General features: G+C 68.0%; 6 protein-coding genes. 1 reads left to right on the top strand and 5 read right to left on the bottom strand.

Features of this window, described 5'->3' with window-relative positions:
- Positions 1-25: 25 nt before the first annotated feature.
- Positions 26-535, bottom strand: a complete 510-nt coding sequence (locus tag OG474_RS18400) for a tRNA adenosine deaminase-associated protein (protein WP_405063549.1) — start codon at positions 533-535, stop codon at positions 26-28.
- 37 nt (positions 536-572) lie between these two features.
- Entirely contained in the window at positions 573-770 is a 198-nt protein-coding gene (locus tag OG474_RS18395; protein WP_405063548.1) for a hypothetical protein, read from the bottom strand.
- 103 nt (positions 771-873) lie between these two features.
- On the opposite strand from OG474_RS18395, the gene upp reads away from it, so the two are divergent.
- The gene (gene upp, locus OG474_RS18390) at positions 874-1515 is read left to right on the top strand and encodes a uracil phosphoribosyltransferase (protein WP_405063547.1); all 642 of its coding nucleotides are present in this window, start codon (positions 874-876) and stop codon (positions 1513-1515) included.
- Between the two features lie 4 nt (positions 1516-1519).
- Here upp and OG474_RS18385 read toward each other — a convergent pair whose 3' ends face one another.
- From OG474_RS18385 to OG474_RS18375, 3 genes are read right to left on the bottom strand one after another with little or no spacing between them, the layout of a single operon-like run.
- A complete protein-coding gene (locus OG474_RS18385) occupies positions 1520-2482 on the bottom strand; it encodes a hypothetical protein (RefSeq protein WP_405063546.1) in 963 nt (320 codons plus the stop codon).
- A 39-nt stretch (positions 2483-2521) separates the two neighbouring features.
- On the bottom strand, positions 2522-5050 hold the full coding sequence (locus OG474_RS18380; RefSeq protein ID WP_405063545.1) for a right-handed parallel beta-helix repeat-containing protein: 2529 nt from the start codon (positions 5048-5050) through the stop codon (positions 2522-2524).
- Positions 5047-15636, bottom strand: a complete 10590-nt coding sequence (locus tag OG474_RS18375; RefSeq protein WP_405063544.1) for a hypothetical protein — start codon at positions 15634-15636, stop codon at positions 5047-5049. Before OG474_RS18375 ends, OG474_RS18380 begins: the two co-directional genes overlap by 4 nt.
- Positions 15637-15706: the final 70 nt, after the last annotated feature.

The raw sequence follows: 15706 nt of genomic DNA, 5'->3' as shown, positions 1-15706 counted from the left end.
GGACCACTCGCGCTGCAGTGCCGGGCTAACCAAGAGCTTCGATCGCCTCGTGGAACTGGTTGCCGAACCCGAGCGCGTCGGCGATCTCCTCGAGCATCTCCTCCGGATAGAGGTCGACGTCGTCGCAGAGCGCACCGAGATCCATCGCGCTCATCCCGAGATCGGCGACGATCGCCAGGTCGCCGGCCGGGACCTGCTCGTCGTCGTCATCGGCCAGCGGAATGTCCAGCTCGTCGACGACCTGCTTGGCCAGCGGCCACTCGGTCGCCGCGGTCACGTCGGAGATCAGGTACTGGGCCCGGCCGCTGACGAGCCGGATCAGGATGAAGAAGTCCTCGTCGACCGAGATCATCCCCAGTACGCCGGCCTCGCCGGGGTACCGGCGCAGGCCGGACACCACCGCAGCCAGATCGGGCTCCCCGCGCAACACCAACGGGGTGACGGTCCAGACCTCGTCCTCGGTGTAGGCGGCCACCGCGAAGTCGAGGTCTGTGGCGATCGGTCCTGCTACTGGTCCTGCTGTGGCGTCGGACACAGAGTCATGGTGACAGAGTCCGGGGGCTCGTGGGAACTCAGTGGTGGTACGTCGCCCTCCGCATCGCCTCGCGGAGCCGCCGGACCCGGGCCCGGCGGGGCGCGATCCGGTCCCGCAGCGCCTTCGCCTCCTCGAGCTCCCGCAGGAACTCGGCCCGCCGGTGCAGCCGGTCCAGATCGCGGCGCGGCACCACCAACCGGGGGCGGGGCTGGTCAGGCAGGTCCTCAGCAGTCATCGGCACTCCCCGGGGCGAAGGCAGGGCACAAACCAATGCACTTTCGATGCTAAGGCCGCCAGAAGTTTCGCGGGAGGAATCGCCGACGGTAGCGTTCCGGGTTATGCAGATCCTCGTCGTGGACCACCCGCTCGTCGCCCACAAGCTCACCACGCTGCGGGACGAGGCCACGGACTCGCCCACGTTCCGTCGGCTGACCGAGGAGCTCGTCACGCTGCTCGCCTACGAGGCGACCCGCGACGTCCGGACCGGTCCGGTCACCGTGCAGACCCCGGTCGCCGCGGCCGAGGGCGTGAAGCTGACCTCGCCGAAGCCGCTGGTGGTGCCGATCCTGCGGGCCGGCCTGGGCATGCTCGAGGGGATGACGCGGCTGCTGCCGACCGCCGAGGTCGGGTTCCTCGGCATGATCCGCAACGAGGAGACGCTGGCCGCGTCGACGTACGCCGAGCGCCTCCCGGAGGACCTGTCCGGCCGCCAGTGCTACGTCCTGGACCCGATGCTGGCGACCGGTGGCACGCTGGCCGCCGCGATCCAGTTCCTGGTCGACCGCGGCGCCGACCACATCACCGCCATCTGCTTGCTCGCGGCCCCTGAAGGCGTCGAGCGCATCGAGCGCGAGCTGACGCACCTCAACATCCCTTGCAACCTCGTCGTCGCCGCGATGGACTCCCACCTCAATGAGAAGGGCTACATCGTCCCCGGCCTGGGCGACGCCGGTGACCGCCTGTACGGCGTCGCCCAGTAAGTCCTCAGACCAGGGTGTTGCGGAAGAAGAGGTTGGCTCGGCGGTCGCCAGCGACACCGGAGGCGAAGCCGAAGTAGAGGCGAGCGGTGCCGTCGGTCGAGCCGTAGACCGCCATGCCCTCGGGTTCGCGGTAGGTGAGGCTCTTCCCGGCCAGCGTCAGGAACGAGTCGACGAGCTCGCCCTTGTTGATGTCGTAGCACCAGAGCTTCGAGTTCGCCTTGGTCTCGTCCGGCGCGCCCGGGTAGGCCTCGCCTTCCCAGAAGTACACGAACGAGCCGTACAGCGCCCACCCCTGGAAGTCGATCCCGGACGTCAACGCAGGCTGCTTGAAGGTCGCCAGCACCTTCGAGAAGTCACCGGTACGCGCGGCCGCCAGCGAGTACACGTTGATGTGCATGCCGTCCGACCGCGAGTGCCGCACCCCCAGCTGACCGAACCGCTGGTCGACGGCAGGCGTGTAAACGGTCGCCCCCGCGACCGGCTTCCACTTGGTCACCGAGGCCGGCGTGAGCGTCTTACCGTTCTGCCACGCGAACCGGGTGAGCTGACGCCCGCGCCCGTTCGTGGTGTCGGCATCCGTCTCGGTCCAGATGTACGACGTACTGCCAGAGGCCTCGGCGCCGATCGACACGGCGTGACCGAAGCCGGTCAGGTACATGTGGCCGAGCACATTGCCGGCGAAGTCCAGCTGGCTGAGCGTCAGATCGCCGCTGTTCTCGGGCGTCTCGGACCGCAACTGGCCGGTGAAGAGCCGGTTGTTCGGGGTGTCGAAGGCGAACGACTGCATCACCCGCGGTCCCCACAGCGGTTTGTGGCGGAAGAACTCGTTGGTCGTGGCGCTCATCTTGAAACGCTTCGAGGCGGGCAGGGCAAGGCTCCGGGCGGAGGCGGTGGAGACACCCAGGGAGCCGGCGGCGAGCAGCGCACCGGCACCCGTGAGCAGTCCACGGCGGGAAATATTGGCCATGCCGAACGATAACTTCTGTGAACTACTCACGAACAGGTGTTACAAAGACTCCGGTAGATCCGGAACCTCCAGCGAGACCAGCTGGGCCGGCGTCGGCGTCCTGAGCTCGGACATCCGGTGCGCCTGCCGCTCGGTCATCGCCTGGAAGATCTGCCGCGCCGACCGGCCGTTGCCGAAGCCGTCGCCCCGCGGCAACTGCTCGATCAGACTCATCAGCGCCGTCCGCGCATCCGCCGTCATCTGGTACTCGTGCGACCGCGCCTGGAACTCGACGATCTCGACCAATTCGGCCGCGCTGTAGTCGTCGAACAGCAGCGTCCGGGTGAAGCGGGACGACAGCCCCGGGTTCGAGTTGATGAAGCGCGACATCTCGTTGACGTACCCGGCCACGATCACCACCAGATCGTCGCGGTGGTCCTCCATCAGCTTCACCAACGTGGCGATCGCCTCGGCTCCGAAATCGTTGCCGATCCCGAGTGGTGACAGCGAGTACGCCTCGTCGATGAACAACACTCCGCCGAGTGCCTGCGTCACGGCCGCGGTCGTCTTCGGCCCGGTGTGACCGACGTACTCACCGACCAGCGCCGTGCGGTCCACCTCGACCAGATGCCCCTTGCGGAGCAGGCCGAGCGCCTTCAGCACCCGCCCGTAGATCCGCGCGACTGTCGTCTTACCCGTACCAGGATTGCCCGCGAACACGAGATGCCGGCTGAGCGGTGGCGCCGGCAACCCGGCCTCCTCGCGCATCCGGACCGTCTGCATCAGCTTCACCATCGACTGGACGTTGCTCTTCACCTTCTCCAGTCCGACCTGCTCCTCGAGCTCGGCGAGCACATCCTCCAGCGTCTCGTCGTCCGGCGGCATGCTCTCCTCGAGCGCCCCCGGCGAACTCACACCGGAAACGCTCGCGGCAGCCGCGGCAGCAGTCGGCGCGGCCACCTCGGAGACCATCGCCACCCCGTCGACCGTGCAGTCCTTGAAGACAGGCTGCGCGCCGTCCTCCTGGCCGACCGCCTCGACACAGTCCCGGATGCGTAGATGCTGGAACACCGGTGCGGAGTCCTTGCTCAGATGCAGCGCCGGGTACTTGGTCGCGGTGACATCGCAGTCGGCGAAAGTCCCGGCAGCCTTCTCGGCCAGGAACACGCCGTTCTTCCCGACCGAGGCGACCCGCAACGCCCCTACGACGGGAGCGGCGCCGGCCCAGACCACCAGACCGGATCCGGCGCAGTTCTCGATGGTCGTCGAGGCGATCTCCGTCGCGGCGCCCGTGCCCACCACGATTCCGGCAGCCTGGCCACCAGTGACCCGCACCGCCCGGAGGCTGGCCAGGCCCGCGCCGGCCAGCTCGATACCGGTCCCGACGGAGCCGCTCACCGTGCAGGCGTCCAAGCCGGTAGCGTTTGCGGACTCCAGGCGGGCACCGGTCCCACACGCGATCATCCTGCAGTCGACAGCCTCGACCGTCGCAGCGTCGACGACCGACAATCCGGTCAATGTGGCGCCGCTGATGCCGCACCGGGTCAGCTCGACTCGCGCGGTCGCAGTGGCATGTACGCCGTGCTCCGCAGCCTCACGGATCAAGCAGTCCGTCAGCCGACCGAGCGCCGTACCGGTGAGATGAACTGCGCTGTACGCCGAACGGTCGAAGCGGCTGTCAGTGAGGGAAACGGTCGCCGCATCCGAGATCAGCAAGGCATTCGCGCCGATGTCGGCGATGACGCAGTCGGTCGCTGTGAGGTCGGCCTGGTCCTGGACCACCAGTCCGCTGGCCGCGACATCCCGCGCCCGGAGGCCGGACAGTTCAGCCTTGGCCGTCCCGGTCAGGTGGACGCCTGGCCCGCCCGTCTTGTTGATCCGTACGTCGGTCAACGAGGCCGTCGCAGAGTCCTCGAGCAGAACTCCGGCCAGCCCGGCTTTGCGGATCTCGCTGTCGGTCGCGGTCAGTCGACCCGCACCCCGCACCCGGAACCCGTAGCCCGACACGCCGTTCAACTGCAGCCGGGTGGCCTCCAAGGAGGCCGATCCCGAGAGGACCACACCGATCCCGTCGATGGCATCGATCACGCTGTCCTCGGCCTGGGCATGCACCCGCCCGGACAGATGGACGCCGGCCAGCCGGGATCGCTCCACCCGGGTCCGGTGCAGCCTGAGCTTGGTCACGCCGTAGCCGGTCAGGTCCGAACCGTGTTCGGCACCATCGTTGCCTCGGGCATGGATACGGCCACCGCTCACGCTGCAGTCGTCGAGCAGCAACCCGGCGCCCGGCGCCACCCCGACGGCGGGAAGGCCGCCGTCGGCATCCACGACGGCCCGGATCGTCAGTCCACGCACGGTGCACTCGAGGCCCTCGACCACCACCGCAGGCTCGCCCTGGACACCGATCAGTGTGACCTCGCCGCCCTGCCCGGGCGCGGCGATCACAGAGACTGATCGGTCCAGCCGCAACTGCTCGATGTACTCGCCCGGGCTGACGACGATCACGTCACCCGGCGCGGCCGCGCGGACAGCCTCGGAGATGCGGCGGTAGGTGCCTCGCCCCTTGGGGGCGACATAGCGGTTCGTCACTGTGCTCCTAGTGAACCCGGCGGTAGCCAGAGGCCGGCGGCCGGGACCTTGACAGTACCGGGCGCCGGATCTCCCGAGCCGCCTGACTGGTACCAGGACGGGCTGATCGACACCCGGTAGGCGTTGGTCAGGAACATCCCCTGCATCGACCCTTCGAAGATCCGGAACGGGATAGCCTGCCAGAACTCGCCGAAGCCCTGCCGGTGCAGGATGCGCGAGCCGCCGATTCCGGTCGCCAGGTTGCGCAGCAGCGCCGTACTGACCCCGGAGGTGAACGAGGCCAAGGCGCCGATCGCACCTTCTCCGATCGCGTCCCAGCCGGTGAGCTTCACCTTCTGGCCCGATTCGTTGACGATGCCGAAGATCGCCGCATTCATGGCGCCGTTGACGAATCCACCCAGGACCGCGAGGCCGACGTTGACCCCGTAGTCGAAGATGGCACCCGATCGCCAGCGCAGCGCGAACTCGTTGCCGGCCCACTCGTTGCTCCAGTGCCGGTCCGGGTTGAACGGCCGGGCGGTGAACGGCTGGCCGCGGTCGAGGTTGTTCATCCCGAACCGCAGGTCTTTCAGGCCGAGCAACCTGGACTCGGTCAGGGCGGCACCGACGCCGACCTTGATCGTCGCACCCGTCGCGGCGTTCATCAGTGCCTTGAGCGCGTCCTCACCGGTGAACGGCCGGTGCTGGCCGGCGGCAATGATCCCGTACACGGTCAGATAGGCGCCGAACTGCAGCACGAACTCCTGGCCGAACTCCAGCGCCATCTTCGCCGCGACCAGTTGCCACGTCGGTGCGTACCGCGCCTCGCGGTACCCGGCCTGACCGACCGGAGCGATCGACGTACCGCCGGGGGCCCAGTCGGAATGGCCCAGCCAGGGAATCCGTTGTGCCTCGCGAACGCGCCGGCCCCAGCCGCGGATCTCGGTCAACGGTCCGCGGAAGTCGTGCTCGTCACCGGTCAGGCGCAGCCTGCCGTTGTGCATCTCGAAGACCAGGCCGTTCTGGCCCCGCTCGGCGACGAGGTCGCCGTCGGCGTGCCACAACTTCCACTGTCCACGCCAGGTGGTCTCCAGGTAGTTGTCCCCGACCAGCTTCCGCTCACGCACGATCGCTCCGCGGTCGAACTCCTTCCACTGCCGCAAGTCCGTGCCGTTCTCGCCGAGGTGGTACTCGCGGATCCGGACCACCCCGCCCTCGATATGTTTCGGCGTCTCCCGGACGACCTGTGGAGCCCGGCCGTCGAGCAGCGGCAACTGATCGCGGCTGTACACGGCGCCGGGGCTCCAGTCGCGCTGCCAGTCGCCCTGCTTGGTGCTCCAGAGCCGCTCCAGCTCCACCGACCCGGTCGCCCGGTTCCCGAACTTGTCGAACGCGACGCTCCGCCAGCCATCCGGCGTCGACCAGGATTCGACGTAGCGCCCACCGTCGAGCATCCGCCGATCACGAACGAGGTTGCGCGCGGCATCAAAATCGCGGAACGACTCGTCCCACGACAGCCGGTCGTCCCACGAACCACGGAAGAACTCTCGCTGGCCCCCGGCACCGAGCTCGGCCCCGTTGGCATCGACTTCACGCCACGTCCAGCGGCTCGAGAAGGCAGGGCCGGTCGCTTCGACGAACATGTCCGGCCGGTCGATCGAACGGCTCGACAGCCCGACGAGGTTGCCGTGCGCGTCGCGGTCGGTCCACACCGTTCGGACCGCGGGATCGGGGAACTCCCGCACCACGCCACCGGGGCGACCCTCCCGCACCACCACCCATTCGCCGTCGACCCACCGGACATCCTGCCAGTTGAGGCCCTCGCCGATTCGCCATCCACGCTGGGCGCCTGCCTCCCACGGCAGGCCGCCGGACAGGTGCGGTTGCTCGGGCGGCCGGGCGTGGTCGCCGACCTTGAGCTTGGTTCCGTCCGCGAGGGTCGTGGTCGATCGCACGAAGTTGCCGCCGGCATCGACATCGAAGGTGTGCGCGCCGGGGTTGGGCGCGACGTACCGGAGACCGGCCCGGTCGCCCTGGGACCAGACCTGGACCTGGACCCGGCTGTCGCCGGCCAGGTGTGCGGCCGCGCCGTGCGGACGCGGATCACGGAACAGCGGGCTCTCCCGGACCAGGACCGGTGGACGCTGCTCACCCCGGCGGACGACCTGCAACAGGTCGTCGCCGACCTGCGTCAGGCTGCCGGTTTGCGGGCCTTGACGAGCCTGCTGCAACCAGGTCGCGGACCTGGTCCACTGACCATCGACGCCGCGGGTGATCGTGAACTCACGATACTGCCCGGCCGTCTCGGGGAGATGCCAGGCACCCCACTTCTGTTGGGCGATGTCCGTTCCGGTTCCGCCCGCCCGGATGACCGTGTCGGTCCAGCCATCGCCTATCCGCTCCAGTGTCCGGTTGCCCTGTGCGACCAGACCGGCGTGGTCGTCGTACCGGTGCCAGATCCAACTGCCGTCGGCCTGCTTGATCGCCAGTACGTGCCCGGCCCCGTTGTTGTACTTCTGCAGTCCCGAGCGGTAGTCGCGGACCGTCCGATGGGACGCGTCGACATCATGCCAGCCCGTGCTCGTGTCGAAGTGCCGGGTGCCATGGTTCGCGAGCGCGCCGTCCGTGTCGGTTGTCACCCACGTCGTCCGGCGATCGAACCAGCCGAAACCGAGCGTGTCGGTCCTGCGGAAGCTGTCCAGGATCGTTCCATCCGGAAGCCAGCGGCGTTCGAAGACGTCGACCTTGCCTCCGGTAGAACTCTTCAGCCGGATCTGACCGTTGCCCAGGCCCGCGACGTCGACCGAGCCGTGATGAAAACCACCGGTGCCCAGGTTGGTGCCATCGGTTCGGGTCCAGACGTTACGGACCCGGTCGACGACGTACGTGAACTCGGTCGGCCGGCCGTTGCGAACGACCGGGAAGCCCTGCTCGACCAGCCGGCCGTCGCTGAAGACGTGGTACTCACCGTTCCGGACACTGCTCTGAACGTTCAACTCGATCCGGATCGAGCCGTCGCCGGCGATCTGTGCCCGGTACGGCGTCGTCAGCGGGCTACCGTCCACGGCGGTCCAGGAGACGTTGCCGTTCGGGTCACGGGTGACCCGGCCGCCGACCGTTGCGAGAGCGTACCCGTCGAGGTCTGTGACCTCCCGCAGCACAGCGCCGTTCAAGCCGAAGACGTCGAATCCACCTGCGCGACCGACGGTAACCTCACCGGCGTCCTGGTCGATCCGGACCTGCCGGCCTTCGATCGACTGGAAGTTCGGGTCCAATCGGCGTGCGGCGCCCCCGTTCGCGGCGATCTCGAGGTATCCGTTCTGGCCGGGCAGGCCGACAGGATGACCGTTGGCCCGCACCGTTCCGGCTCCGTCGTAGGTCCGGTAGGCGGCGCCGTCGACGCCCCCGTCCCGGTACCCACCTGGGATCGGCTCGGGAAGTGCCGTCGTCGTGGCCGGGTCCTGCCACCGCAGCCGGCCGCCCGCCTCGTGCACGAGAATCCGACCGTCGACACCGCCGAGGGCGATCCGCTGATCCAGATAACCACCCGCGGCGTCGAAATTCCGCACCACCGTATTCGGCTCGGTGATCCGGAAACCGCCACCGTCCACCGCCGCGGGAACCGCCCGCTCCCGGCTTCCGCCCGGAATCACCGGATCGTGCAGACGCAGAACACCATCCGCGTCCTGAACCAGAACACGCCCACCACCCGAACCACGCAGCGTAATCTCCCGGCTCAGATAACTCCCAGCCGCATCAAAATTCCGCACCACAGTATTCGGCTCGACAACCCGATAACCACCACCCGGCACATGCTCAGGCACCGCCTGCCCAGCAACACCCGGCGAAGACACCGGATCCTGCCACCGCAAACCACCCCCCGCCTCATGAACCAGCACCCGCCCATCATTCAACCCACCCAGCAGAATCCGCTGATCCAGATAACCACCAGCCGCATCAAAACTCCGCACAACCCCATCCGGCTCGATCAGCCGATAACCCCCAGGCACCTGCTCGGGAACGCTCCCCACCACCGCCGGATCCTGCCAACGCAGAACACCATCCGCGTCCTGAACCAGAACACGCCCACCACCCGAACCACGCAGCGTAATCTCCCGGCTCAGATAACTCCCAGCCGCATCAAAATTCCGCACCACAGTATTCGGCTCGACAACCCGATAACCACCACCCGGCACATGCTCAGGCACCGCCTGCCCAGCAACACCCGGCGAAGACACCGGATCCTGCCACCGCAAACCACCCCCCGCCTCATGAACCAGCACCCGCCCATCATTCAACCCACCCAGCACAATCCGCTGATCCAAATAACCACCAGCCGCATCAAAACTCCGCACAACCCCATCCGGCTCGGCGATCTGGAATCTGCCGTTCGCCAGCAGTCTGGTGTCGGTGCCCGGGATCGGCACACCCCGTTCGTCGACCGCACGGATGCCGCCCGCGCCGTCCGATGAGGTGAAGCGGGTGTCGAACAGGTCGTCGTGACCGAACAGAGCACGACCTTCGCCGGCCAGTTCACCGCTGCCGTCGTAGAGCTGCGAGCGACCGTCGGGACCGGTGACGCGGAAGCCGTCGTCGCCGAAGTCCTCCACCCGGAACTTCTCGGCGTCCGGTCCGGTCACATGCGGCTGGCCACCTTCGGGCCGGTTCAGCATTCGGCCGCCGAAGTCGCCACTCAGCGGATCCTGCCGGACCGCGGGCAGGGTCACAGCGCCCACCGTGATGTCGTCCCACGACAGCGGCCGCGGGATGACCTCGAACACGACATTGTTGTGCAGGACGTTGCCCCGCAGATCGGCGGCCAGGCCCTTGAGCTCCAGGCTCTTCCAGGTCTCTTCGAAGACTTCGTACCCGCCGCCGTCGAGCTTCACCGAGACCGTGCCGGCCGCCGGGTCCTTGCTGATGTTGATCATCAACGGGTCGGCGGCGCCGGGCTTCGTCACGGTCATCGTGGTGGAGTTGCCGTCGGCACCCGTCGCCGTCGAGACCTGGACGTCCTCGAAGTCCTCCCAGCGGATGATCGAGTTCTGGTCGAACGCCTTCACGAAGCCGTCGTACGCCGTCTCGATCGGCATCCCCGGTGGGGTTCTGTGCAGCAGGTCGGGCAACTGGTCGATCGGGATCCGTTCGGCCCGGACGGGGATGATCGTCAAGCCGTTCTGGATCCGGTCCGGCCCGGTCCGCCGGTAGACGGCCGGGGCGAGAGTGACTTCCGATTGCCCGGGGTTCACCGCCGGAGCCTCGCCGGCGTTCGCGCGGTAGCCCTCCGGGTAGGACAAGGCCAACTTGCCGTGGCCGGGCGGTACGTCGATCTCCAGAATGAACCGGTTGCTCGCGGCGCCGTGGGCAGCCCACTCGGTCTGGAACCCGAGGTTGGTCGAGGCCGAACTGGGGACGACGTCGGTGAACACGTCGGCCTTCGCGGACTCAGGATCCATCGACAGTCCGCGATAGACGGTGATCGCGTTGTCGGGGCCGTCGAACAGGAGGTCGTCGGTGATCTTGACGAACCGCTCGACGGAGCCGAGCAGCCGGCCGTCCGCGAGCTGGGACGGATTGACGAAGCCGCCGTCCCCGCGCCGGGACGAGAACGTTCCGGCCTTCACATCGTTCATCATCCCTCTGACCAGGTCGTCACCGGCCGCCCTGGTGAGCTGGATCCGGGACAGGTCGGCCTGTGCGTGCCACCGGGCCAGTTCGTCGCCGGCGAGATGAGGCGGCGGCACCGGACTGCCGAGGTGTCCGGCAACGCCCGGATCCGCGCCCTGGAAGGCACCGCCACGGTCGTAACGCAGCACTCCTTGCGGTCCCGTGATGGTCAGGTCGTCGCCCGTCAGCCGGGTCAGTCTCGTGATCCCGTCCTGCACGAGCGTGCCGTCCATCCGGCCGATCCCCTGCACGGTCAGCACCTCTCCTGCGAGTGGGCCGTCGGTGAGGTGGACCGACTGCGACTGCAGGTTGAAACGCTCGTTGCCTCTGGCAAATGTCCAGCTGCCGGTGGACGCGCCGTCCGCCCCCCACCGGGTGACGGTCACTTCCTGACCGAGAACCGAGCCGGTGAACGAGTCTGCCCGGGAACCGGCGAAGTGGACCGACGATCCCACCACCTGGAACGAGACATCCGCGCCCGGAACATCCTGGAGCCGGCTCGCGCCGCCGTCCAGCTTCGGCCGCTTACCCAGTTGGCCGACGACGTCGCCGAGGTCGTCGGGGTCGATCCCGTGCTTGCGCTCGAACCGCACCTTGCTCGCGTCCAGATCGGCGCGCGCGGACTCCAGGTCGATCTTGGACTGCTGACCGACCGGCACGCCGGACGACGGTCCGTCGATCCGGTGCCCGTCCAGCCCGAAGTCGCCGTGAGCCTTGTCCAGACCGGCCTGGGCCTGCTGCAACCTGCTGAAGTCCTCCAGGCGATCGTCGACCATGCGGGGGGTATCACCCGGCTGCCGGAACACATCCTTTTTGGCGGCCAGATCGTCGGCCCACTGTTGGTGGAACGGCTGCTCTCCGCCGAGCCAGCCCGCCGGCTGACGCAGCTTGAACACGTCGTTCTGGTGCAGGGTACCGGCGCGCAGGTCGATGGCGATCGGTTGGAATCCGTCCTTGCTCCAGGCCCCGACCTCGGTGGTCCTGCCGTCGGCTGTGACCTTCACCTGCACCGAGTCGGCCTGCTGGTTCCGGATGACCTTGATCACCATGTCCTGGCCGCCGAAGCCCGGTTTGCGCACAGTGATTTCGATGGTCCTTCCGTCCGGGCTGAGCTTCGACGTCGCGGTCACGTCGGACATTCCCCAGAACTTGCTCAGCTTCTCCGTCTCCAGTGCCTTCGCGAAGTCGTCGAAGGCCTCCGCCGACGCGATCCCCGGCCACCGCTCCTGGAGATAGCCGCCGATCTGGGCCGCCGGGATCTGCTCCGCCCGAACCGGAACGACCGTCAGCCCGTCCTTCACGTAGACGGGCCGCCCGGTCGGCGTCAGCACCGACGGCGAGACGGTCATCTCGAACTGGGCCTGGTTCCAGGCGACGGCATCCTCTCCGGCGCGTCGATATCCCTCCGGGTAGGCCATCGACATCTTCCCGTGGCCTGGCGGCACCTCGATCTCGAGGACGACCCGCTTGGCCGGATCGGCACCCTGGAGCAGGTCGAGCTGGGTCTTCCAGTTGTTCGACGTGGAGAACGGCAGCCGCTCGATGAACTGAGGCACCGCGGCGCCGGCCGGATCCATCGCCATCCCCCGGTACACCGTCGTCGGACCGACCGGTCCGTGCGTCATCAGGTTCTCGGCGATCTCGTTGAAGTCCTCCACCCTGCCGACCAGGTTCTCGCCCCCGCGCAGTGCGGCTTCGTCGATGAATCCCCCGAACCCACGCTGGCTGGTGAATCCGCCCTCGCTCACGAAGAGCATCATGTCGCTGACGCCTTCGAGTTCGCCGCGGGCCGCGAGATGCGTCCGGGCCAGATCGACATGGTTCTGCCAACTGGCCAGGTCGGCACCGGTCAGGCCGGGCGGCGCCTCCGGACGGGGGCGACCAGCTACCAGACTCGGCCCTTCGCCCACGAACTGACCGGACCGTTCGTAGTGCAGCGGACCTTGACTCGACGGAACCACGAACAGGTCGTCCTCTTCGGCGACCGGGAGCCGGCCACCGAATCCGTCATCGACCGAAGTTCCGGCGAAGTTCCCGTTGCCGTCGTACGTCGTTGTCACCCGTCGGCCGTCGAACGCGCCGCCGGACAGCGGGAAATGCTCGGTCCGCAGGGGCGGCGGGCTGCCGACGCCACCGAGCAACCGGGGCCGTTCCTTCAGCGACTTGCTGACGACGTCGTCCAGTTGCCGCTGAATGCTGTCGACGCTGACGCCGTACTTGCCTTCGTACGACGCCTTCACCCTGGACAGCTCGTCGTTCGCCGACCGCAGATCCTGGTAGGCCTTGTCGCCGACGGCCGGCCCGGTAGAGGGGCCGTCGATCCGCTGTCCGTCGATGTCGACCTTCTGCTGCGCGGCAGCGACCCGCTGTTGCGCGGGCCGCACCTCGACGGCGAATTCCTCCATCTTGACCTTGCCGGTCGCCTCGGTGTCACCGGCCTGGCGGAACACACCTGCCTGGGCGGCGTGGTCCCGGCTCCAGTCCACGGCAGTGGTCCGGGGCGCGAGCCTGCCATGGCTGTCGTACTTGACCGCCACCCGGTCGTTGCCCGTGATCTCGACCTGGCCACCGTCGGACCGGTGAGCGGTCACGCCCGGTACGAGATTCCCCTCGAGATCCGTGACCCGGACGGTGCCGTTCGGCCCCTCGATCAGCACCCGGTCGTCGATCCGCGGCAGCCCGTCGGCCTTGGTCAACCGGATCCCGGTATCGATCATCTGCCCGGCGTTGTCGACGCGGGTCGTCCTACCGGTGCCGGTGTCGGTGATCCGCACTCCTCCGCTGTCGAGCGGATCGAGGCGGGCGTTCGGGCCGCCGCCGTGGAGGTTGAACATCGCGATCCCGCCTTCGAATCGCTCCACCTTGACCAAGGCGTCCGGGTGACCGGGCAGGCCAGTCAGCGGGATCTCGCTCCGTCCGGGGGAGAACCCGGCATTGGCCGGGCTCGGTATGTCGGAGCCGACGCCTCGGGGCGGCGCCGGGACGTCGGTCTTCGCCAGGGCCGGCGGCTGGAAGTGCGTCATGCCCGGCTCACCGTGCAGCAGGTTCAGCGCGCTGTTCACGCGGTCGAAACTCGACGGCATGGACGTCTGCAGCGCCTGGCTGAACCCCGCGTGCGGGACCGGTGTGGTCACGGCCGAAGTTCGCAGGATGTCGTCGATCGAGTGGTTGAGCAGATTGGCGGCGAACCCGTGCGCGATCCCGTCGTGAAGCGCGCCGGTGAAGTTCGGCGCCAGCACCGGTGAGTTGCCGCGGAGGCCGTTCGCGACCAGGTCGCCCACGCTCATCGGGGCCGGTGCCGTCGGGGACACCGCATTGTGCCCTGGTACGCCGGCCTGCGTCGGGATCGCCGACGGCTGGCCGGTGTGCGGTGCCGGAATGGCGTGCGGTGCCGGAATGTTGAGCGCCGCCGTCCCCTGCACGCCGGACGTCGCGGGCAGATCCAGACTGCTCACCCCGGGCGTCGAATGCCCGCTGAACCCGTTGCCCACGCTGCTGGTGCTCGGGGGCGATATCCGGATCTCGTGCAGGCTTTCCCCCATTCTTCCGGCAAAGAAGCCGGATCCGGTGTCGATGCCGAACCTGTTGATCTGGATCCCGTCAACCGGCTTCACCTCCAGCGGATTGAACATGTGCTGGATGAAGTCGTCCTTGGCCTGCGTCCAGAAGCCCTTGCCCAGTCCGACGCCGATGGTGGCGTCGACCGAGGTCGAGATACCGCGGCCGGCCGCGGCGACCACCGGGATGCCGGTCAGATGCTGCGAGAACACCCCGCGCCCGACCACACCGACCTTGAGCGCCTGGGCGAAGGCCTCCAGGTTCGTCAGGCCGGCGGCCTTGAAGGCCCGGATCTCGTCCGCCGCGACCGGCAGGATGATTCGGGTCCACTGCAGGCCGCCGAAGTGGGCGCCCAGGAACTCCTTGGTCCCACCCCAGAACCTCGCGATGCCGTTGCCTACCGCCGCCAGTCCCGTGCCGACGGCGCCGATGGTGGCGTCGATCGCCTTGAGGCTGAACTTGCCGAAATCGGCCAGGAGTGCGCCTGGGCCCGCCTTCAGCACCCATTTGATGCCGTCGATCACGAACAGTCCGCTGCCCCGGAGGGAGAGGTTTCCGATCAGCGAGAGCTTCCCACCGAGCCACGCCCCCGCCCGGAACAGCGAGGGCCCGCTGAAAAGGATCTTGAGGCCGTTGAAGACGCCCTTACCCGCGGCGGTGATCCCGGTGATGCCGCCCTTGACGAGGCTGAGGATCGGGAGCCCTCGCGTGGTCGGCGCGATCAGGCCGAGACCGGCCAGGAACAGGTCGAGGAAGCTGGCGTCGCCCTTCACGAAGTCGATCGCCGCCTTGATGAACAACGCCAGGTTGACGCCGATCGCGATCAGCGCGACCACTCCACCGAACACCAGCGCCGGAACGATCAGGAGAATCGCCAGTATCTTGAAAGCCTCCCAGAACAACTCGCAGTTGGTTTTCGGCAGGCTGATGTCGAGCGACGAGATCCGCTTCGAGTACTCCGTCCCGAGCCGGGCCTGCTCGCGGCCGGCCTCCTCGGCGATCCCCTTCTGCCGGTCGCGTTCGGGGTCGTCAGCGTTCAGATTGCGGCCGGCGGCGAGCGCTCCGTCGGCCTTGCGCTGCTGCTCGACCAGAGCGGTGTGCCATTCGCCCACCACCTGGCCCGCGGTCTGGAAGGCATTTGCCACGCTCCCGATGTGGTCGCGCAACTTGCCGTCCACCTTGCCACGCAACGCATCCGCGGCCTCGCCGACGAAAGCACTGTCGTCGTTCTTGTTCATCACCTTTTCGATCGCCTCGAAGATCTTCCGGGCCTTGTCGCCGAGCTCCGTCAGCACCTTGGGAAGGTCGGCGAACTGTTCCGGCTCGCCCGGCGTGGGGTCCTTGTCGAGCCCGATCGCGTTCCAGTCGCTCGGCCGTGGCATCCGACTTCCCCCTTGCTGATCCGGAGTCTCCGTACTGACCACGCCGCAGCGGCGGAACAGGTTCAGAGCA

Source organism: Kribbella sp. NBC_01505 (assembly GCF_045040285.1).
Lineage (GTDB): Bacteria > Actinomycetota > Actinomycetes > Propionibacteriales > Kribbellaceae > Kribbella.
This window is presented reverse-complemented; position numbering and strand designations above follow the sequence as displayed.

Excerpts from the sequence above, each read along its gene's own strand:
- OG474_RS18395 (WP_405063548.1), bottom strand. The coding sequence starts at position 770 with ATGACTGCTGAGGACCTGCCTGACCAGCCCCGCCCCCGGTTGGTGGTG.
- upp (WP_405063547.1), top strand. The coding sequence starts at position 874 with ATGCAGATCCTCGTCGTGGACCACCCGCTCGTCGCCCACAAGCTCACC.
- OG474_RS18385 (WP_405063546.1), bottom strand. The coding sequence starts at position 2,482 with ATGGCCAATATTTCCCGCCGTGGACTGCTCACGGGTGCCGGTGCGCTG.
- OG474_RS18375 (WP_405063544.1), bottom strand. The coding sequence starts at position 15,636 with ATGCCACGGCCGAGCGACTGGAACGCGATCGGGCTCGACAAGGACCCC.